The 16600-nt window shown below is 73.0% G+C and carries 20 protein-coding genes, 3 tRNA genes and 1 pseudogene; 6 read left to right on the forward strand and 18 right to left on the reverse strand.

The window, feature by feature from the left end:
* The first annotated feature begins 77 nt into the window (after positions 1 to 77).
* On the forward strand, positions 78 to 1118 hold the full coding sequence (locus tag AB0L21_RS06140; RefSeq protein WP_365704550.1) for an adenosine deaminase: 1041 nt from the start codon (positions 78 to 80) through the stop codon (positions 1116 to 1118).
* Here AB0L21_RS06140 and AB0L21_RS06145 read toward each other — a convergent pair.
* Together AB0L21_RS06145 and AB0L21_RS06150 are read right to left on the reverse strand one after the other, a co-directional pair.
* Positions 1063 to 1769: pseudogene (locus tag AB0L21_RS06145) on the reverse strand (hypothetical protein). The gene AB0L21_RS06140 and the pseudogene AB0L21_RS06145 overlap by 56 nt on opposite strands.
* Before the next feature lie 18 nt (positions 1770 to 1787).
* Complete coding sequence (locus AB0L21_RS06150) at positions 1788 to 2411, reverse strand: helix-turn-helix domain-containing protein (RefSeq protein WP_365782481.1); 624 nt, start codon at positions 2409 to 2411, stop codon at positions 1788 to 1790.
* 104 nt (positions 2412 to 2515) lie between these two features.
* Between AB0L21_RS06150 and AB0L21_RS06155 the strand changes: the two genes are divergently transcribed.
* Positions 2516 to 3148, forward strand: coding sequence for an NAD(P)H-binding protein (locus tag AB0L21_RS06155; protein ID WP_365782483.1), 633 nt, complete (start codon positions 2516 to 2518; stop codon positions 3146 to 3148).
* 43 nt (positions 3149 to 3191) lie between these two features.
* On the opposite strand, the gene AB0L21_RS06160 is transcribed toward AB0L21_RS06155, so the two are convergent.
* From AB0L21_RS06160 to AB0L21_RS06200, 9 genes are all read right to left on the reverse strand, one after another.
* Entirely contained in the window at positions 3192 to 4247 is a 1056-nt protein-coding gene (locus tag AB0L21_RS06160; protein ID WP_365782485.1) for a UDP-N-acetylmuramate dehydrogenase, read from the reverse strand.
* A gap of 438 nt (positions 4248 to 4685) precedes the next feature.
* On the reverse strand, positions 4686 to 5066 hold the full coding sequence (locus tag AB0L21_RS06165) for a DUF3291 domain-containing protein (protein WP_365704540.1): 381 nt from the start codon (positions 5064 to 5066) through the stop codon (positions 4686 to 4688).
* Positions 5067 to 5094: 28 nt separating this feature from the next.
* Positions 5095 to 6546 (reverse strand): MFS transporter, encoded by a 1452-nt coding sequence (locus AB0L21_RS06170; protein ID WP_365782487.1) that lies wholly within the window; start codon positions 6544 to 6546, stop codon positions 5095 to 5097.
* An 89-nt stretch (positions 6547 to 6635) separates the two neighbouring features.
* The gene (locus AB0L21_RS06175; protein ID WP_365782489.1) at positions 6636 to 7205 is read right to left on the reverse strand and encodes a helix-turn-helix domain-containing protein; all 570 of its coding nucleotides are present in this window, start codon (positions 7203 to 7205) and stop codon (positions 6636 to 6638) included.
* A 119-nt stretch (positions 7206 to 7324) separates the two neighbouring features.
* Positions 7325 to 7753, reverse strand: a complete 429-nt coding sequence (locus tag AB0L21_RS06180) for a MaoC family dehydratase (RefSeq protein ID WP_059252014.1) — start codon at positions 7751 to 7753, stop codon at positions 7325 to 7327.
* Positions 7754 to 7760: 7 nt separating this feature from the next.
* Complete coding sequence (locus tag AB0L21_RS06185; protein WP_365704537.1) at positions 7761 to 8213, reverse strand: MaoC family dehydratase N-terminal domain-containing protein; 453 nt, start codon at positions 8211 to 8213, stop codon at positions 7761 to 7763.
* Between the two features lie 170 nt (positions 8214 to 8383).
* Entirely contained in the window at positions 8384 to 8548 is a 165-nt protein-coding gene (gene rpmG, locus AB0L21_RS06190) for a 50S ribosomal protein L33 (protein ID WP_003948671.1), read from the reverse strand.
* Positions 8549 to 8634: 86 nt separating this feature from the next.
* Positions 8635 to 8707, reverse strand: a tRNA-Met gene (locus tag AB0L21_RS06195).
* A 46-nt stretch (positions 8708 to 8753) separates the two neighbouring features.
* Positions 8754 to 8826, reverse strand: a tRNA-Thr gene (locus AB0L21_RS06200).
* A 357-nt stretch (positions 8827 to 9183) separates the two neighbouring features.
* Between AB0L21_RS06200 and AB0L21_RS06205 the strand changes: the two genes are divergently transcribed.
* Together AB0L21_RS06205 and AB0L21_RS06210 are read left to right on the forward strand one after the other, a co-directional pair.
* On the forward strand, positions 9184 to 10449 hold the full coding sequence (locus AB0L21_RS06205; protein WP_365782491.1) for an amidohydrolase family protein: 1266 nt from the start codon (positions 9184 to 9186) through the stop codon (positions 10447 to 10449).
* A gap of 412 nt (positions 10450 to 10861) precedes the next feature.
* Positions 10862 to 11518, forward strand: coding sequence for an NAD(P)H-binding protein (locus tag AB0L21_RS06210; RefSeq protein ID WP_365782493.1), 657 nt, complete (start codon positions 10862 to 10864; stop codon positions 11516 to 11518).
* A 122-nt stretch (positions 11519 to 11640) separates the two neighbouring features.
* Here the strand turns inward: AB0L21_RS06210 and AB0L21_RS06215 are convergent, their stop codons facing one another.
* The 4 genes from AB0L21_RS06215 to AB0L21_RS06230 all read right to left on the reverse strand — a co-directional run bounded on the left by AB0L21_RS06215 (position 11641) and on the right by AB0L21_RS06230 (position 12748).
* Positions 11641 to 11853, reverse strand: coding sequence for a hypothetical protein (locus AB0L21_RS06215; RefSeq protein WP_365704531.1), 213 nt, complete (start codon positions 11851 to 11853; stop codon positions 11641 to 11643).
* Positions 11854 to 11914: 61 nt separating this feature from the next.
* Positions 11915 to 12139, reverse strand: a complete 225-nt coding sequence (locus AB0L21_RS06220) for a hypothetical protein (protein ID WP_176985687.1) — start codon at positions 12137 to 12139, stop codon at positions 11915 to 11917.
* A gap of 44 nt (positions 12140 to 12183) precedes the next feature.
* Positions 12184 to 12537: a DUF6233 domain-containing protein gene (locus AB0L21_RS06225; protein WP_365704528.1), complete on the reverse strand. Its 354-nt coding sequence runs from the start codon at positions 12535 to 12537 to the stop codon at positions 12184 to 12186.
* A gap of 129 nt (positions 12538 to 12666) precedes the next feature.
* Positions 12667 to 12748 (reverse strand) — tRNA-Tyr (locus tag AB0L21_RS06230).
* A 227-nt stretch (positions 12749 to 12975) separates the two neighbouring features.
* Between AB0L21_RS06230 and AB0L21_RS06235 the strand changes: the two genes are divergently transcribed.
* Positions 12976 to 13464, forward strand: coding sequence for a YajQ family cyclic di-GMP-binding protein (locus tag AB0L21_RS06235; protein ID WP_103812770.1), 489 nt, complete (start codon positions 12976 to 12978; stop codon positions 13462 to 13464).
* Positions 13465 to 13576: 112 nt separating this feature from the next.
* Here the strand turns inward: AB0L21_RS06235 and AB0L21_RS06240 are convergent, their stop codons facing one another.
* Entirely contained in the window at positions 13577 to 13843 is a 267-nt protein-coding gene (locus AB0L21_RS06240; protein WP_365704526.1) for a GlsB/YeaQ/YmgE family stress response membrane protein, read from the reverse strand.
* A gap of 158 nt (positions 13844 to 14001) precedes the next feature.
* Here AB0L21_RS06240 and AB0L21_RS06245 point away from each other — a divergent pair, with 158 nt between their 5' ends.
* On the forward strand, positions 14002 to 15255 hold the full coding sequence (locus AB0L21_RS06245) for an amino acid permease (RefSeq protein WP_365782495.1): 1254 nt from the start codon (positions 14002 to 14004) through the stop codon (positions 15253 to 15255).
* Positions 15256 to 15316: 61 nt separating this feature from the next.
* Here AB0L21_RS06245 and AB0L21_RS06250 read toward each other — a convergent pair whose 3' ends face one another.
* On the reverse strand, positions 15317 to 15709 hold the full coding sequence (locus tag AB0L21_RS06250) for a YccF domain-containing protein (protein WP_365704522.1): 393 nt from the start codon (positions 15707 to 15709) through the stop codon (positions 15317 to 15319).
* Positions 15706 to 16566: a zinc metalloprotease HtpX gene (htpX, locus tag AB0L21_RS06255; protein WP_365782497.1), complete on the reverse strand. Its 861-nt coding sequence runs from the start codon at positions 16564 to 16566 to the stop codon at positions 15706 to 15708. The genes AB0L21_RS06250 and htpX overlap by 4 nt, the downstream gene beginning before the upstream one ends.
* Between the last annotated feature and the right edge of the window lie 34 nt (positions 16567 to 16600).

The following is a 16600-nucleotide window of genomic DNA, read 5'->3' on the forward strand; positions in this document are numbered from 1 at the left end:
CTGTTCGTTTGTGCGAGCAAGACCACGTACGGGGAAACGGCTACCGGGACGGCGGGGACGTACGGCAGGATCTGGGAATGGAGCGTGTACGTGATCTCTCTGAGCTGCCGAAAGCCCATCTGCACCTGCACTTCACCGGCTCGATGCGACCGGGCACCGTCCTGGAACTGGCCGACAAGCACGGCGTCCGGCTGCCCGACGCGCTGACGGAGGCGCTGACCAGCGGGGAGCCGCCGAAGCTGCGGGCCACGGACGAGCGGGGCTGGTTCCGTTTCCAGCGGCTCTACGACGCCGCGCGCTCCTGTCTGCGCGAGCCGGAGGACATCCGGCGCCTGGTCCGGGAGGCCGCCGAGGAGGACCTGAGGGACGGCTCGGGCTGGCTGGAGATCCAGGTCGACCCCACGTCGTACGCGCCCCGGCTGGGCGGTCTGATCCCGGCCCTGGAGATCATCCTGGACGCGGTGGACACGACCTCGCGGGAGACCGGGCTCGGCATGCGCGTACTGGTCGCCGCGAACCGGATGAAGCACCCGCTGGACGCGCGCACGCTGGCCCGGCTCGCGGTGCGCTACGCGGACCGGGGCGTGGTCGGCTTCGGGCTCTCCAACGACGAGCGGCGGGGCATGGCACGGGACTTCGACCGGGCGTTCCACATCGCGCGGGAGGGCGGTCTGCTGTCGGCCCCGCACGGCGGCGAGCTGACCGGCCCGGCGTCGGTCCGGGACTGCCTGGACGACCTGGACGCCACGCGGATCGGGCACGGGGTGCGGGCGGCCGAGGACCCCCGGCTGCTGAAGCGGCTGGCCGACCGGGGCGTGACCTGCGAGGTGTGCCCGGCGTCGAACGTGGCGCTCGGGGTGTACGAGAAGCCGGCGGACGTGCCGTTGCGCACGCTCTTCGAGGCGGGCGTCCCGATGGCGCTGGGCGCCGACGACCCGCTGCTGTTCGGCTCCCGGCTGGCCGCCCAGTACGAGATCGCCCGTCACCACCACGGCTTCACGGACGCCGAACTCGCGGAGCTGGCCCGGCAGTCGGTGCGCGGTTCGGCCGCCCCGGAGGAGGTCAAGGCGCGGCTGCTGGCCGGCGTGGACGACTGGCTGGCGCGCCCGGCGGTCTGAAGTGGGCGTACGGCGGACAGGGCTTGAAGCAGATCATCACCTCGACGGGGTGCCCGCCGCCGGGCGGATCGACCAGGGGCAGGAACGACCCCAGGTACGCCGTACGTCCTTCGCCGACACGGTCCTGATGCGGCCCCCGGCCCGCCGCGTCCGCGAAACAGGTCGCCGTCCCGGCGAACACCTCCCGGCTGCCGAAGAGGAAGAAGGTACGCGCGTGCGTGGCGTGCCGCAGGTCGCCGCGGAAGCCGGCCCGATCCCGGCGCTCGCTGCGGGCGGCGGCGTCCCGCGCGGTGCGGGCCTCGTCGGTGCGGACGGTCAGCGGGCTGCCCTGGCGTAGTCGGCGGCGCAGGTCGGGCCACTGGCTCGGGCGCAGGCCGAGGCTTTCGTGGACGAGGACGAGGTCGACCAGCTCGCCGGCGCCCTCGTCGGGCGGGACGCCGTCGCGCAGCGGCACATGGACGAGGGTGTGCGGGGAGCGGGCGGCGAAGGAGAACAGGCCGGCGAGCCGGTTCGGCCCGTCGTGGTCGCCGAGCAGCATGCCGACGGGGTCGGGGCGCGCAGCGAGGTGTGGCGCAGGGTGTGCCGGGGCTGGACGATCCGGTACTCGTGCGGCCCGGTGCGGGGCCGGAACTCGCGCAGCCTCAGCCGCATACGGGACGCCTCATGGCGTCAGGGTCGCGGGCCGCCGGGCGTGTCCGCAACGGAGATTCCGCCCAGCAGGGTGCTCGCCAGGCGGGCGGCGAACTCGTCCACGGGCGGGCGTTCGCCGGTCTCGGTGGCGTCGTAGGCGAACGCGCGCTGGGCGCAGGCGCCGAGGAGGAGGGAGGCGGCGGCGTAGGTGTCGGCGTCGGCGCGGACCCGGCCGGCGGCCTGTTCGGCGCGGAGGTAGGCGTCGAGGCCCTGGATGGGCAGGTGCGGGCCGGAGCCGATCGTGCGCAGCGCCTCGTCGTGGCGGCGCTTGAGCTGGGTCTCGGCGTAGAGGGAGGCGGCGATCGGGAAGCTCTGCTCGTAGAAGAGGGCGGCCTGGCGGGCGATCTCGGTGAGGTTCCCCGCGAGCGTGCCCCGGCCCGGTTCGGCGGCGAGGCCGCTGAGCAGCGGGGTGAGGCGGGGCAGGCGCTCGGTGAGGACCCGTACGAACAGCTCTTCCTTGCTGTCGAAGTACTTGTAGAGGGCCGCTTCGGAGCAGCCGGCCGCGCGGGCGATCTCCTTGGTGGTGGCGCGGGCGAGTCCGACGGTGAGCATCAGCTCGTGGGCCGCGTCGAGGATGCGGACACGCGCCGGCTTCGTCTGCATGGGGCTCCGTTCGGGGCTTGACGGGTGGGTGAGCGTTTACCCACTCTAGAGGCCGAGCCGGTGAGTAAGTACTCACCCACTACGGAGAGCCAGGGGACGTCACCATGAAGCTCACTGTCTTCGGCGCCACGGGAGGGATCGGCCGGGAACTGGTCCGCCAGGCCCTGAACGCCGGTCATGAGGTCACGGCGGTCGTGCGCGACCCGGCCCGGCTCGCCGTCACCGGCGACCGTCTGGAGGTCGTCCGCAGCGGCCTGGCCGACCCCGAGGAGCTGCGGCCCGCCGTGCGGGGCCGGGACGCCGTCCTGTCGGGTCTGGGCGCGCGCAGCCGCAGGGACGCCGGGGTGGCCGCCCGGCTGACCCGTACGGTCCTGGGTGCCATGGAGGCGGAAGGCGTACGCAGGCTGCTCGTGGTCAGCGCCGGCCCGGTCGGTCCCGCCCCGGTGGACGACGGGCCCCTGGACCGCGGGGTGCGGGGCCTGGTGTCGGCGGTCCTGAAGGACGTCTACGCCGACCTGCGCGCCATGGAGACCGAGCTGTCCCGCAGCGGCACGGACTGGACCTCCGTACGGCCACCGCGACTCCAGGACAAGCCGCTCACCGGCCGCTACCGCACCGTCGTCGGCGGCTTCCCGCCCAAGGGCCGCTTCATCGCGCGCGCCGACGTCGCGCACGCGATGCTGTCGATGATCGACGCGAGGGAGACTCTGAGGCAGGGGGTCGGGGTGGCGTACTGAGTCGGCGCTGCTCGGGGCCGCTCAGAGGCTCCCGGAGCCGCTCTCAGAGGCTGACGCCGACCGTCACCGGCTCGTTGACCAGGGTGATCCCGAAGGCCTCGCGGACGCCGGCGACCACCTCGCGGGCCAGGACGAGCAGATCCTCCGTGGTCGCGTCTCCCCGGTTGGTGAGCGCGAGGGTGTGCTTGGTGGAGATGCGGGCGGGGCCGCTGCCGTAGCCCTTGGTGAAGCCCGCCTTGTCGATCAGCCAGGCCGCGGAGGTCTTCGTACGGCCCTCCCCCGCCGGGTAGGCGGGCGGGTCGACGTCCTCGCCCAGCCGTTCACGCACGCGCGCGTGGAACGCGGCGAACTGCTCGTCGGCGAGGATCGGGTTGGTGAAGAAGGACCCGGCCGACCAGGTGTCGTGGTCCTCGGGGTCGAGGACCATGCCCTTGCCGGCGCGCAGCCTCAGTACGGTCTCCCGGGCGTCGGCCAGCGGCACCCGGTCCCCCGGCTCCACACCGAGCGCGCGGGCGGCCTCGGCGTACTTGACCGGCGCCGACAGCCCGGCCGCGTCCTCCAGCTCGAAGCGGACCCGGAGCACGACGTAGCGCTCGGGGTCGGCCTTGAAGCGGCTGTGGCGGTACGAGAAGGCGCACTCCTCGTTCGTCAGTGTGACGGTCTCGCCGGACCGCCGGTCGTACGCGATCACCTCGGTGATCGTCGAGGAGACCTCCTGGCCGTAGGCGCCCACGTTCTGGATCGGTGTGGCGCCCGCGGATCCGGGGATGCCGGCCAGGCACTCGATCCCGGCGAGCCCGGCCTCCACGGTGCGGGCGACGGCGTCGGTCCACACCTCGCCGGCCGCCAGCTCCAGGGTGGTGCCGCGCAGCTCGACCCCGCGGGTGGCGATGCGCAGCGCGGTGCCGTCGAAGCCCTTGTCGCCGATGACCAGGTTCGATCCGCCGCCGATGACCAGCAGCGGGGTACCGCTGTCGTCGGCCTCGCGGACAGCGGCGATCACCTCGGCATCGGTGACGGCGGTCACCAGCCGCGTCGCGGGACCACCCAGCCGGAAGGTGGTCAGCGGGGCAAGGGGGGCGTCGTGGAGTACCTGCACGGGCCCAAGACTACGAGACACGTCGGCGGGGGCTGTGCCGCCGGCAGGGCTACGGGAGGTGGGTCTCATCGGGTACGTGCGGGGTGCGCTCGGCTCGGGCGCCTTGGAGCCGGCGCCGGGTGGACCTTCCGGCCGGCCTGTCGGGGACGGGGCGCGGCGGCGTTTCGGTCAGCGTGCCGGGGCCGGCGTGCTCGGGGCACATGGGCCGGGCGCGCTGTCCTTGCGTCGGCCGCCGGCCTGTCGGCGGAGCGCTCCCCCCAGCGCGCGTGGCAGTGGCCCGCCGGGCGGTGCGCCGCCGGTACGCGCGCGTGCTGGTAACTCACCTCTTCGCCGCCGCGTGCCCACCTGCCCCCTTGCGCCCGAAACAGCACCACGCGCGCGTGGACCGCCCAGCGGGCCGTGGGTCCACGCGCGCGTGCGGCGCTGTCTCCATGGCGGCTACATCAGTCGCCGTGTCGCCTCCTCCCAGCTCACCGGGAGCTGGTCCGTGGAGGTCTGCCAGGTGGCGAACCGGACGTCACGCATCTGGGCCGCCAGGGCGTGGGACGTCGGCCGGTGGGCTCCGGAGCGGGCGAACTCCTTGAGCGCGGCGGCCGACTCCCAGGCGGACAGGGTCCAGAAGGTCCGCCGCAGCGGCTGCGCCCTGAGGGTGGCCCCGTAGGCGCCGGGCGCGCGGCCGGCCTGCCGCCGGACGGCCGGCGTGCGGACGAGGAAGCGGAGGGCGCCCCACAGGGTGCGGGTCTCGAAGCGCGAGGCGAAGACGTGCGCCTCGGCGCCGGCCGGCGGGGGGTTCGGCACGGTCCAGGGAAGCGTGGGCATCGCGGGCTCCTCGCGTGGGAGTGGCGGGTCAGCGGGAGGCGGTTTCGAGGACCGGCGCGGGCGTCTCCCCGGCCGTGGGGGCGGTGCTCCGGCGGCCGGGGATCACCAGGGCCGCGACCGCGGCGAGGGCGACCACCGCCGAGCCGGTGACCAGGGCCGGCCGCAGACCGTCCACGAAGCTCTGCGCGGACTCGTAACCGCCCTGCGCGGAGAAGATCGACGACATCACCGCGATGCCGAGCGCGCCGCCCACTTCGCGCAGCGCGTTGTTCGCGCCGGAGGCCATCCCCTGCTCCTGCGGGCGGACGCCGGCCATGACCAGGCTGGCGGCCGGCGCGAAGTACAGGGCCATGCCGACGCCGCTGATGACGAGGGCGGGCAGCTGGACGGCGTAGGAGGCGTCCGTGGTGACCACCCGGGCCATGTAGCCGAGGCCGGCTGCCTGCAGGAACAGGCCCGCGGCGACGACCGGCCGGCCGCCGACCCGGTCGGAGAGGATCCCGGCGACGGGCGCGACGAGCATCGGCATGCCGGTCCACGGCAGCATCCTCAGTCCCGCCTCGGTGGGCGAGTAGCCGAGCACGCCCTGCATGTACTGGCTGAGCAGGAAGATCGAGCCGAACATCCCGACGAACATCAGCAGGCTGGCGGCGTTGATCCCGGAGAAGGCCCGGGAGCGGAAGAGCCGCATGGGCAGCATCGGGTGCGCCGCGCGGGAGCTGTAGCCGACGAAGCCCGCCAGCAGCGCCCCGCCCGCGCCGAGCGCGGTCAGCACCACGGAGTCGGTCCAGCCGTCGGCGGGGCCACGGACCAGGCCGTACACGATCCCGAAGAGCCCGCCGCTGGCGAGCAGTGTGCCGGGAAGGTCGAGGCGGGCGCCGGTGCCGTGGGACTCGGCGAGGCGCAACCGGGCGAGCGGCAGCGCGGCGAGGCCCAGCGGGACGTTCAGCCAGAAGATCCAGTGCCAGGAGACGTGCTCGGTGAGGCTGCCGCCGATCAGCGGCCCTGAGGCGACGGCGAGTCCGTTCACGGCGCCCCAGATGCCGTACACCGTCCCGCGCCTGGCCGCGGGCACGGCCGCCGTGAGCAGGGTCAGCGTGAGCGGCAGCATCACGGCCGCGCCGACGCCCTGGACCGCGCGGGCGGCGATCAGGGAGCCGATGCCGGGTGCCATGGCCGCGGCGGCGGAGGCGCCGGTGAAGACGGCGAGGCCGGCGATGAACATCCGCCGGCGTCCGAAGCGGTCGCCGAGCGCGGCGCCGAACATCAGCAGGACGGCGAAGGTGAGCGTGTACGCGCTCACGGTCCACTCCAGGTCGTCCAGGGCCCCGCCGAGGTCCTTGCGGATGGAGGGCAGGGCGGTGGTGACGACGAGGTTGTCCAGGGACGCCATGAAGCCGGCGACGCTCGTGATGACGAGGGCCCATACGGCGCTTCGACGCGATGGGGTGGTGCCGGGTGTTGCTGTCTGCGGTGCCATCGTCCCCCCAGGGATCTTAGTTAGTTATTGCTGACTAACTTTCTTGGGCATGCCAATGCCCTCCAAGGCGACAGGGCCAGACCAGACCCCTACGCCTCCAGGCGACCCGTGAGCCGGGCCGACGGATAGAGCCCCTCCCATACCCGGTGCTCGGGCGGGAAACCCATGGCCACCAGGCAGTTGATGAGCATTCCGTGCGCCAGGAAGGCGGTGGTCCCGTCGACGTCCGCACCGAGCGCCAGCCGCACGGTGTCCCACAGCCGCATCCAGCCGGCCCGTACGCTCTCGCCGAACTCCCGGTCACCCTCCTGCTCCGCGGCGGCCACGGCGATGTACATCTGCATCTGCATCATCAGCCACTCGGGCCGCTCCGCGATGACCTTGGTGTACGCGTTCGCCATGGCGTGCAGGGCGTCTTCGCCGCGCAGCCCCTGCGAGGCCTCCTCGAAGGTCCGGATGGTGTCCTCCACGCAGCGTTCGGCCGCCGCCAGGAAGATCGCCTTCTTGCCGGGGAAGAGCCGGAAGAGGTACGGCTGCGAAACACCGACCCGCTTGGCGATGGCCTCCGTCGAGGTGCCGTGGTAGCCGCCGCGCGCGAACTCGGCGGTCGCCGCGCGGATGACGCTCTCGCGTCGCTCCTCTGCGCTCATCCTGGGCATGCCGGGAAGTTAGTACTCAATCACTAACTTCGTCAAGGTTGTGTGCTGCCGTGTGTGAGGCCACATGCGTAAGGGGCGCCCCTCCAGGAGGACGCCCCTTACCCGCGCCACAGGGGCCGTCAGGCGAGCCGTACGACCGCCCGGGACATGCCCAGCACCTTCTGGCCGGCGCTCATCGCTGTCAGGTCCACCCGTACGGTGTTGTCGTCCAGCTTGGCCGCGACCTTGCCGCTGACCTCGATCAGGGCGCCCTGGTCGTCGTTCGGGACGACGACGGGCTTGGTGAAGCGGACGCCGTACTCCACGACCGCGCCCGGGTCGCCGGTCCAGTCGGTGACCACGCGGATCGCCTCGGCCATGGTGAACATGCCGTGTGCGATGACGTCCGGCAGGCCCACCTCCTTGGCGAACTTCTCGTTCCAGTGGATCGGGTTGAAGTCCCCGGAGGCGCCCGCGTAGCGCACGAGCGTGGCACGGGTCACGGGGAAGGTCTGCGCCGGCAGCTCGGTGCCGACCTCGACGTCGTCGTAGGCGATCTTCGCCGTCATCGGGTCCTCACGCCTCCTCGGCCGCGCGGGCCACGAGCTTGGTCCAGGCGGTCACGACGCGCTCGCCGGCCTCGTCGTGCACCTCACCGCGGATGTCCAGGATGTCGTTGCCCGCGAGGGACTTGATCGCCTCGATCGTGGAGGTGACCGTGAGCCGGTCGCCGGCGCGCACCGGGCGGGCGTAGGCGAACTTCTGGTCGCCGTGCACCACGCGGCTGTAGTCCAGCCCCAGCCGCGGGTCCTCGACGACCTGGCCGGCCGCGCGGAACGTGATGGAGAACACGAAGGTCGGCGGGGCGATCACGTCGGAGTAGCCGAATGCCTTGGCGGCCTCGGGATCCGTGTACACCGGGTTGGTCTCGCCCACCGCCTCGGCGAACTCGCGGATCTTCTCCCGGCCCACCTCATAGGGCGCGGTGGGCGGGTAGGTCCGTCCCACGAAGGACTGGTCGAGCGCCATGGCCCGGCACCTCCTGATGTCTGCTGTGCTGGCCCCAAATTAGCCGGAAACCAGCCGCGGAATGCGCACGGGGGCGGCGCGGCGGGCGGGTACGGCGGAGTGGGTGCCGAGCCGGTAAAACGCCGTGAGGCCGCCCCCTCGGAAGGGGACGGCCTCACGGACGAGCCTGTTTATCGCGTCTCGCGGTGCGCGGTGTGCGCGTTGCAACGCGGGCAGTGCTTCTTCATCTCAAGACGGTCCGGGTTGTTACGCCGGTTCTTCTTGGTGATGTAGTTCCGCTCCTTGCACTCCACGCAGGCCAGCGTGATCTTCGGGCGGACGTCGGTGGCAGCCACGTGAGTGCTCCTAAGACGAACGGGTGGACTGATTCAACGAAAGAGTAGCCGATCGAAGGACCGACCCCGCAATCGGCTACTGTCAGTAGCGGTGACCGGACTTGAACCGGTGACACAGCGATTATGAGCCGCTTGCTCTACCGACTGAGCTACACCGCTTTGATGAGATCAGCCCCCGCCTCGCGGCGGGAACCTCTCACATCAGAGCCCCAAAACGGAATCGAACCGTTGACCTTCTCCTTACCATGGAGACGCTCTGCCGACTGAGCTATTGGGGCGAGCGATGAAGACATTACACGGTCCGCCGCCGTTCACCCAAATCCGTATCCCGCCGCCCGCCGGAACTCTCCGCACAGCCCGCTCGGCAGCCCCTTGCACCCCGGGAGGTACGGCGCGATCGCCGACGGCACGCGCGCGGGCGCGCGTGTGGGCGCCTGCCGCACGGGACCTGCTGTGCGTCTGCCGTCGCGTGTACCGCCTGCGGCGGACCACGCCGGTACGACTATTGCGCTCCTGCGCGTCCCGCGCGGCTCGTCGCCCTAGGCTCGACTCACTCTGCGTGATCTTGGGGCGGTGGACGGCCCCGATTCCCTCACGCCGGCCCGCCCGCCCCCCGGCCCCCACCCTGGAGCGCGATGCCCGAGAGCCAGCCGCAGCCGCAACCACCGTCGAACTCGTCGGGGTCCTCCGGACCGTCCGACCAGGCCGCGCTCCTGCTCTGCGGGGCACGGCTCACCGACGGCCGGACCGTGGACGTACGGCTGGGCGGCGGGCGCATCGAGGCCGTGGGCACCACCGGCAGTCTCGCGCCGGGTCCGGCGCGGACGAGCGCCACACGCGTGGACCTGAGCGGCTACCTGCTCCTGCCGGCGCCGGCCGAACCGCACGCCCACGGCGACACCGCCCTGTCCGCCGAACGCCCCGGCCCCGCGTCGTACACCCCCGAGGACGTCCAGCGCCGGGCCACGGAGGCGGCCCTGCTCCAGCTCGGGCACGGGGCGACGGCCGTACGCGCGCATGTGCGCGTGGGCGACGTCCAGGGGCTCGGGGCGCTGGGCGCGGTCCTTCAGGCGCGGCGGTCGCTGCGGGGGCTGGCGGAGCTGACGGCGGTGGCGATGCCACGGCTGCTGACCGGGGCGGCCGGGGCCGACGGGCTCGCGATGCTGCGGGACGCGGTGAAGATGGGCGCCAGTGTGGTGGGCGGCTGCCCGGACCTGGACCCGGATCCCACCGGCTACGTGGAGACGGTCCTGGAGGTGGCCTCCGAACACGGCTGCCCGGTGGACCTGCACACGGACGCCGCCGACCCGGCCCGGCTCTCCCGGCTCGCGGCCATGGCGGGGGGCCTGCGCCCCGGCGTGACGATCGGACCGTGCGCCGGTCTCGCCCGTCTGCCCACCGAGGCCGCCTCCCGCGTCGCCGACCAGCTCGCGGCGGCCGGCGTGACGGTCGTGTGCCTGCCCCAGGGCGGCTGCGGCGGCACGGACCGGCGGGGCACGGCGCCGGTACGGCTGCTGCGCGCCGCCGGGGTGCGGGTGGCGGCCGGCAGTGGCGCCCTGCGCGACGTGTCCAACCCCGTCGGCCGCGGCGACCCGCTGGAGGCCGCCTACCTCCTCGCCTCCGCCCACGGCCTGCGCCCCCAGGACGCCTACGACGCCGTGTGCGCCTCGGCACGCGCGGTGCTGGGCCTGCCGGAGGTCCGCGTGGAAGCGGGCTTCCCGGCCGAGCTGCTGGCCGTACGCGGCGACCACCTCCCCGGCGCGCTGTCCCTGGCCTACAGCCGGATCGTCGTGCACCGCGGCCGAGTGGTGGCCCGCACGAGCGCGGTCCGCGAGTACTGCAACTCAGCGGCGACAGCGGAACTGGGCCTGCCGCGACAGGGGCGGGGGGAGTTGTCGTGAGCGGGGGCCGCCGGTGCGGGCGGGGGCGGCAAAGGGCGGTGCGGGAGCCGGCCGGGGCTTCGGGACCTGGCCGGGGCGGCGCCGGAAAGCTTCTGGGTGGCGCGGGGGCGCTTCCGGGTGGCGCAAGGTGTTTCGGGGTGGTTCGCTTGTGAGGCGGTGTCGGCGGGCGCGCGCTTGGGGGACGAAGCGGGATGCGTGCGGGCCGTGGAACGGGGTGTCCGGGGCGCCTGATCGCCCCCTTCTCGCGAGGCTCGCCCCCGCGCGCGGAGCGGGCGCCGGGGAGCGGTGCCCACCGTGCGAACGGCCCCGTTCGTACACCGGCGCCCGGGGTGCCGGCGCGTCTTCGGGGCGCTTCGGGCCCGGCGGTCGACTCGTACGGCGGATGCGGCTCTCCGGGCGTACGGTCGGTTTCATGCGCATTGTCATCGCTGGTGGTCATGGTCAGATCGCGCTGCGGCTGGAGCGTCTGCTCTCCGCGCGCGGGGACGAGGTCGCGGGCATCATCCGCACAGCCGAGCAGGGCGACGATCTGCGCGCGGCCGGTGCCGAGCCGGTCCTGCTCGACCTGGAGTCCGCCTCGGTGGAGGAGGTCGCGGCGCACCTGCAGGGCGCGGACGCGGCGGTGTTCGCGGCCGGCGCGGGCCCGGGCAGCGGCGCGGCCCGCAAGGACACCGTGGACAGGGGCGCGGCGGTGCTGTTCGCGGACGCGGCCGTACGCGCGCGCGTACGCCGCTTCGTGGTGGTGTCCTCGATGGGCGCGGATCCCGCGCACCAGGGGGACGACGTCTTCGACGTGTACCTGCGTGCCAAGGGTGAGGCCGACGCCTACGTCACCCGGCAGCAGACGCTGGACTGGACGATCCTTCGCCCGGGCTCGCTGACGGACGACGCGGGTACCGGCCTGGTCCGGCTGGAGGCGCACACGGGGCGCGGCTCGATCCCCCGGGACGACGTGGCCACCGTCCTCGCGGAGCTGGTGGACACGCCGGCGACGGCCGGTCTCACACTGGAGCTGATCAGCGGTTCGACGCCGGTGTCGGTCGCGGTGAAGTCGGTGGCCGGGAACTGAGCCGGTCCGCCGGCCGTTGACCGGGCAAGCCCGCCTCGCCCCTGCTCACCCTCCCGGCACGGCAGTGCTGACGAGCCGTAGGGAAGTCCTGCCCGCCCGCTGTCGGCCCGTCAGCGCAGCGCTCAGAACAGCGGCAGCTGCCCGGGAAAGTCCGGCACGGCGTAACCGTCCAAGGACGGCTGCACCGCCCCGAGTTGCGCCGGCCGTCGAGACCCGGCGCAGGAGACGAGTTCCCCGCTCTCCCGCGCCCCGGGCGGGTCGTGCCGTGCGAAGCGGCCCGCGACGACGGCGATGTCGCGGTGGCACACGGGACAGGTTCTGCGTCGGGAGGACATGCCGTCAGTGTGCCCGAGCGGGCGGTCCACGCACCTCTCCCGGGCGACGGCGGCGGCGTGATCAGGTCCGGGTCTCCGCCTCCCACCGGTCAGGGCCCACTCCGCGCCAGTCGATCAGCGGCGAGTCGGCCACCTCCTCCGGTTCGATCTCCAGCCCCGCCCGGCGCAGGAACTCCACCAGGTCCCCCACGTTGTGCGCGAGGCCGAGGATCTCGCCGTCCACCCGCACCCGGCGACCGCCGGTCGGGGACGGCAGGTGCACGATGATGGGACGTTTCCCGGCCATGGCTCCAGCATCATCCGGACCGGCCGGGCCCGCACCCGGGCCGGTCATTCGAGAATCCCCAGCGCGGTGTCCGGCCGGCACAGCGGGCACGCGGGGACTCCTCCTTCGGTGAGGGCGAGTACCGCCTGCTCCCGGCCGACGCCCTTGGCCCGCCCGCCGCCGGCGCCCGTACAGCCGCCGACGTGGACGTACACCGCGTTCCGGCCGTTGAGACCGCGCTCGATGGCCCACTCCGCGGCGGCCTGGGCGCCGAGGCGGCGCTGCCGTTCGGCCTCCCGGCGTTCCTCGTCGGCGATCCACCGGTCCATCAGCGCGAGCTGCCTGGCGGCCTGGTGTTCGACGACGCGGCGGGCGAAGCGCAGCATGTCGAGACGCGTCAGCGGACGGTCCTCGTTCACACGTTCGATTCTAGTGAGATGCGGGGCCGAAGCGCGAACGGCGGCACCCGGGCCCCGGGAGCGCCCCCCGGAGACAACGACAAAGGCCCCGTGATCTGCTCTCGCAGATCACGGGGCCTCGATCCCGTGTGGCGGCGCCAGGATTCGAACCTGGGAAGGCTGAGCCGGCAGATTTACAGTCTGCTCCCTTTGGCCGCTCGGGCACACCGCCGGGTAGGGCTGCCGTTTCGAACCCGCTTTCGGCGGTGTTCCCCGGCAACGACGTAAACAATACCCGATGCCCGGGGGTGCTTCGCCACCCGATTGATCTCCACCCGGCGGGGCGCGGGGTGGCTAGGCTGGTGCGGATGCGGCCCGGTACTCCACCGGGCCCGGCGGTCGCCGCCGCGCACGCCGGCACGCACCCGATACGCACCCCGATACAAGGAGCCACAGGACATGGCCGACTCCAGTTTCGACATCGTCTCGAAGGTCGAGCGGCAGGAGGTCGACAACGCCCTCAACCAGGCCGCCAAGGAGATCTCGCAGCGCTACGACTTCAAGGGCGTGGGGGCCTCGATCTCGTGGTCCGGTGACAAGATCCTCATGGAGGCGAACTCCGAGGACCGGGTGAAGGCTGTCCTCGACGTCTTCCAGTCGAAGCTCATCAAGCGCGGCATCTCGCTGAAGGCGCTGGAAGCGGGCGAGCCGCAGCTTTCCGGCAAGGAGTACAAGATCTTCGCGTCCATCCAGGAGGGCATCTCCCAGGAGAACGCGAAGAAGGTGGCGAAGATCATCCGCGACGAGGGCCCCAAGGGCGTGAAGGCCCAGGTCCAGGGCGACGAGCTGCGCGTCAGCTCCAAGAGCCGCGACGACCTCCAGACCGTCATCGCCCTCCTGAAGGGCAAGGACTTCGACTTCGCGCTGCAGTTCGTGAACTACCGGTAGGAGAAAGAAGGGTGGGCACCCCGCGCCCCGCCGGAACCCCGCGGTGCGGAACCGTGCGGTGCGGTGCCCACCCTCGCGTTCGCCGCGCCTCGGCTGCTGCCGCGCTGCGCGCTCAGTCGCGTGAGTTGCCGAACAGGATCCGGTAGACGATCAGCAGCACCAGGGAGCCGCCGACGGCCGCGGCCCAAGTGGGGCCGTCGTAGAAGTGCTTGCTGATCGGGTGGTCCAGCCAGCGGGCCGAGATCCAGCCCCCGATGAACGCGCCCGCGATGCCGATGAGGGTCGTACCGATGAAGCCGCCGGGGTCGCGTCCGGGCAGGAGGACCTTGGCGATGGCTCCGGCCAGCAGTCCCAGGATGATCCAACCGATGATGCTCATGCCGTGAACCTGCCCTTCCGCGCTGTGTCCGCACCGTCGGTTCCCTGAGCGTTCTCGCTCCCGGATCCGCTGCGCGCCGCGCGCGTGTTCGTGCCGTGTCGATGAAGAGGACGTCACGGGTCCACCCGCCGGTTGCCGCGGTCAGTAGGGTGCGGCGCATGACACGTACCGACGCCGGGCTGCGCCGCACTCTGGGCGTGCGGGACGCCGTGGTCGTCGGGCTCGGTTCGATGATCGGCGCCGGCGTCTTCTCGGTCCTGGGGCCGGCCGCGCGGGCGGCCGGGTCCGGGCTGCTGCCGGGGCTCGCCCTCGCCGCCGTGGTGGCGTACTGCAACGCCATGTCCTCGGCCCGGCTCGCCGCCCGTTACCCGGCCTCCGGCGGGACGTACGTGTACGGCAGGGAGCGGCTGGGCCCCTTCTGGGGATACCTGGCCGGCTGGGCCTTCGTGGTCGGCAAGACGGCCTCCTGCGCGGCCATGGCGCTCACCGTGGGCGTGTACGTGTGGCCGGGACAGGCGCACGCGGTGGCGGTCGCGGCGGTGGTGGCCCTGACCGCCGTGAACTACGGCGGGATCCAGAAGTCCGCGTGGCTGACGCGGACGATCGTGGCCGTCGTCCTGGCCGTTCTGGCGGCCGTGGTCGTGGTGTGCCTGGCCTCCGGGCGGGCCGACGCGGGGCGGCTGGGCATCGGCCTGCCGGCGGGTGCCGACGGGGTGCTCCAGGCCGCCGGGCTGCTGTTCTTCGCGTTCGCCGGGTACGCGCGGATCGCCACCCTCGGGGAGGAGGTGCGCGATCCGGCGCGCACGATCCCGCGGGCGATCCCGCTGGCCCTGGGGATCGCGCTGGCGGTGTACGCGTGCGTGGCCGTCGCGGTGCTCGGTGTCCTCGGCGCGGGCCGGCTCGGGCACGCGGCGGCGCCGCTGGCCGACGCGGTGCGGGCGGCCGGGGTGCCGGGGCTCGTGCCCGTGGTGCGGGCGGGGGCGGCGGTGGCCGCGCTGGGCTCGCTGCTCGCGCTGATCCTCGGGGTCTCCCGTACGACGCTCGCCATGGCCCGGGACGGGCACCTGCCGGGCGCGCTGGCGGCCGTGCACCCGCGCTTCCGGGTGCCGCACCGGGCGGAACTGGCCGTGGGCGCGGTGGTCGCGGTGCTGGCCGCGACGGTGGACGTGCGCGGTGCGATCGGCTTCTCGTCCTTCGGTGTGCTGGCCTACTACGCCGTCGCCAACGCCTCGGCCTGGACGCTGAGCGCGGCCCCGCGCTCGCGCGTGGTGCCCGCGGTGGGCCTGCTGGGCTGCGCCACGCTGGCGTTCGCGCTGCCCGCGGCCTCGGTGGCCGTGGGCGCGGGCGTACTCGTGGTGGGCGTGGCGGCCTTCGGTGTACGGCGCTGGTGGGCGGGGCGGCACGGGGCGTGAGGCGCGTGCGGGGCGGATCGGGGCGTGAGGCGCGTACGAGGGGACGGCGTACGCCGGTTGGTCAGCGGGCCGCGAACGGCTGGTCGGTGCGGACGATCTCGCGGCCCAGGGGCAGCAGCGAGACCGGGATCAGCTTGAAGTTGGCGATGCCGAACGGGATGCCGATGATCGTGACGCACAGGGCGATGCCGGTGGCGATGTGGGCGAGCGCGAGCCACCAGCCGGCCAGGATCAGCCACAGCACGTTGCCGACGCACGAGGGGGCGCCCGCGTCGCGCCGCTCGACCGTGGTGTAGCCGAACGGCCAGAGGGCGTAGAGCCCGATGCGGAAGGCGGCGATGCCGAACGGGATGCCGATGATCGTGACGCACAGCAGCACGCCGGCGAGCAGATAGCCGAGGAACAGCCACAGGCCGCTCAGGACGAGCCAGATGACGTTCAGGACGGTTTTCACGGGCGACCGGCCATCCTCTCCAGGCGGGCGATGCGCTCCGCCATAGGCGGGTGGGTGGAGAACATCTTGGACAGCCCCTGGCCCGGGCGGAAGGGGTTGGCGATCATCATGTGGCTCGCCGTCTCGATCCGGGGCTCGGGGGGCAGCGGCAGCTGCCGGGTGCCCGCCTCCAGCTTGCGCAGGGCGCCGACCAGGGCGAGCGGGTCCCCGGTGAGCTGGGCGCCGGAGGCGTCCGCCTCGTACTCCCGGGAGCGGCTGATGGCCAGCTGGATCAGGCTGGCGGCGAGCGGGCCGAGGATCATGATCAGCAGCATGCCGAACAGGCCGGGGCCGTCGTCGTCGTCCGAGCGGCCGACCGGGATCAGCCAGGCGAAGTTCACCAGGAACATGATCACGGAGGCGAGCGCGCCGGCGACCGAGGAGATCAGGATGTCCCGGTTGTAGACATGGCTCAGTTCGTGGCCGATGACGCCGCGCAGCTCCCGCTCGTCCAGCAGGCGCAGGATGCCCTCGGTGCAGCACACGGCCGCGTTGCGCGGGTTGCGGCCCGTGGCGAAGGCGTTCGGGGCCTCCGTCGGCGAGATGTACAGCCGGGGCATGGGCTGGCGGGCCTGCGTGGACAGTTCACGCACCATCCGGTACAGCGCCGGCGCCTCGAACTCGCTGACCGGGCGGGCCCGCATCGCGCGCAGCGCCAGCTTGTCGCTGTTCCAGTACGCGTACGCGTTCGTGCCCAGAGCGACCAGGACCGCGACGACGAGTCCCGCGCGGCCGAAGAAGCTGCCGATGACGATGATGAGTGCGGACAGTCCCCCGAGGAGTACGGCGGTCCTGAGCCCGTTGTGCCGGCGGTGCACGGTGCGCCCTCCAAGTCGTGCATCTGGGGAACAC

The sequence above is a fragment of the Streptomyces sp. NPDC052721 genome (assembly GCF_040678315.1).
Taxonomy (GTDB): domain Bacteria; phylum Actinomycetota; class Actinomycetes; order Streptomycetales; family Streptomycetaceae; genus Streptomyces.

What these genes read in the sequence shown, in the direction of transcription:
- AB0L21_RS06140 (WP_365704550.1), top strand. Translation starts at nt 78, where the DNA reads ATGGAGCGTGTACGTGATCTCTCTGAGCTGCCGAAAGCCCATCTGCAC.
- AB0L21_RS06150 (WP_365782481.1), bottom strand. Translation starts at nt 2,411, where the DNA reads ATGCAGACGAAGCCGGCGCGTGTCCGCATCCTCGACGCGGCCCACGAG.
- AB0L21_RS06155 (WP_365782483.1), top strand. Translation starts at nt 2,516, where the DNA reads ATGAAGCTCACTGTCTTCGGCGCCACGGGAGGGATCGGCCGGGAACTG.
- AB0L21_RS06165 (WP_365704540.1), bottom strand. Translation starts at nt 5,066, where the DNA reads ATGCCCACGCTTCCCTGGACCGTGCCGAACCCCCCGCCGGCCGGCGCC.
- AB0L21_RS06170 (WP_365782487.1), bottom strand. Translation starts at nt 6,546, where the DNA reads ATGGCACCGCAGACAGCAACACCCGGCACCACCCCATCGCGTCGAAGC.
- AB0L21_RS06175 (WP_365782489.1), bottom strand. Translation starts at nt 7,205, where the DNA reads ATGCCCAGGATGAGCGCAGAGGAGCGACGCGAGAGCGTCATCCGCGCG.
- AB0L21_RS06180 (WP_059252014.1), bottom strand. Translation starts at nt 7,753, where the DNA reads ATGACGGCGAAGATCGCCTACGACGACGTCGAGGTCGGCACCGAGCTG.
- AB0L21_RS06185 (WP_365704537.1), bottom strand. Translation starts at nt 8,213, where the DNA reads ATGGCGCTCGACCAGTCCTTCGTGGGACGGACCTACCCGCCCACCGCG.
- AB0L21_RS06205 (WP_365782491.1), top strand. Translation starts at nt 9,184, where the DNA reads ATGCCCGAGAGCCAGCCGCAGCCGCAACCACCGTCGAACTCGTCGGGG.
- AB0L21_RS06210 (WP_365782493.1), top strand. Translation starts at nt 10,862, where the DNA reads ATGCGCATTGTCATCGCTGGTGGTCATGGTCAGATCGCGCTGCGGCTG.
- AB0L21_RS06215 (WP_365704531.1), bottom strand. Translation starts at nt 11,853, where the DNA reads ATGTCCTCCCGACGCAGAACCTGTCCCGTGTGCCACCGCGACATCGCC.
- AB0L21_RS06220 (WP_176985687.1), bottom strand. Translation starts at nt 12,139, where the DNA reads ATGGCCGGGAAACGTCCCATCATCGTGCACCTGCCGTCCCCGACCGGC.
- AB0L21_RS06235 (WP_103812770.1), top strand. Translation starts at nt 12,976, where the DNA reads ATGGCCGACTCCAGTTTCGACATCGTCTCGAAGGTCGAGCGGCAGGAG.
- AB0L21_RS06240 (WP_365704526.1), bottom strand. Translation starts at nt 13,843, where the DNA reads ATGAGCATCATCGGTTGGATCATCCTGGGACTGCTGGCCGGAGCCATC.
- AB0L21_RS06245 (WP_365782495.1), top strand. Translation starts at nt 14,002, where the DNA reads ATGACACGTACCGACGCCGGGCTGCGCCGCACTCTGGGCGTGCGGGAC.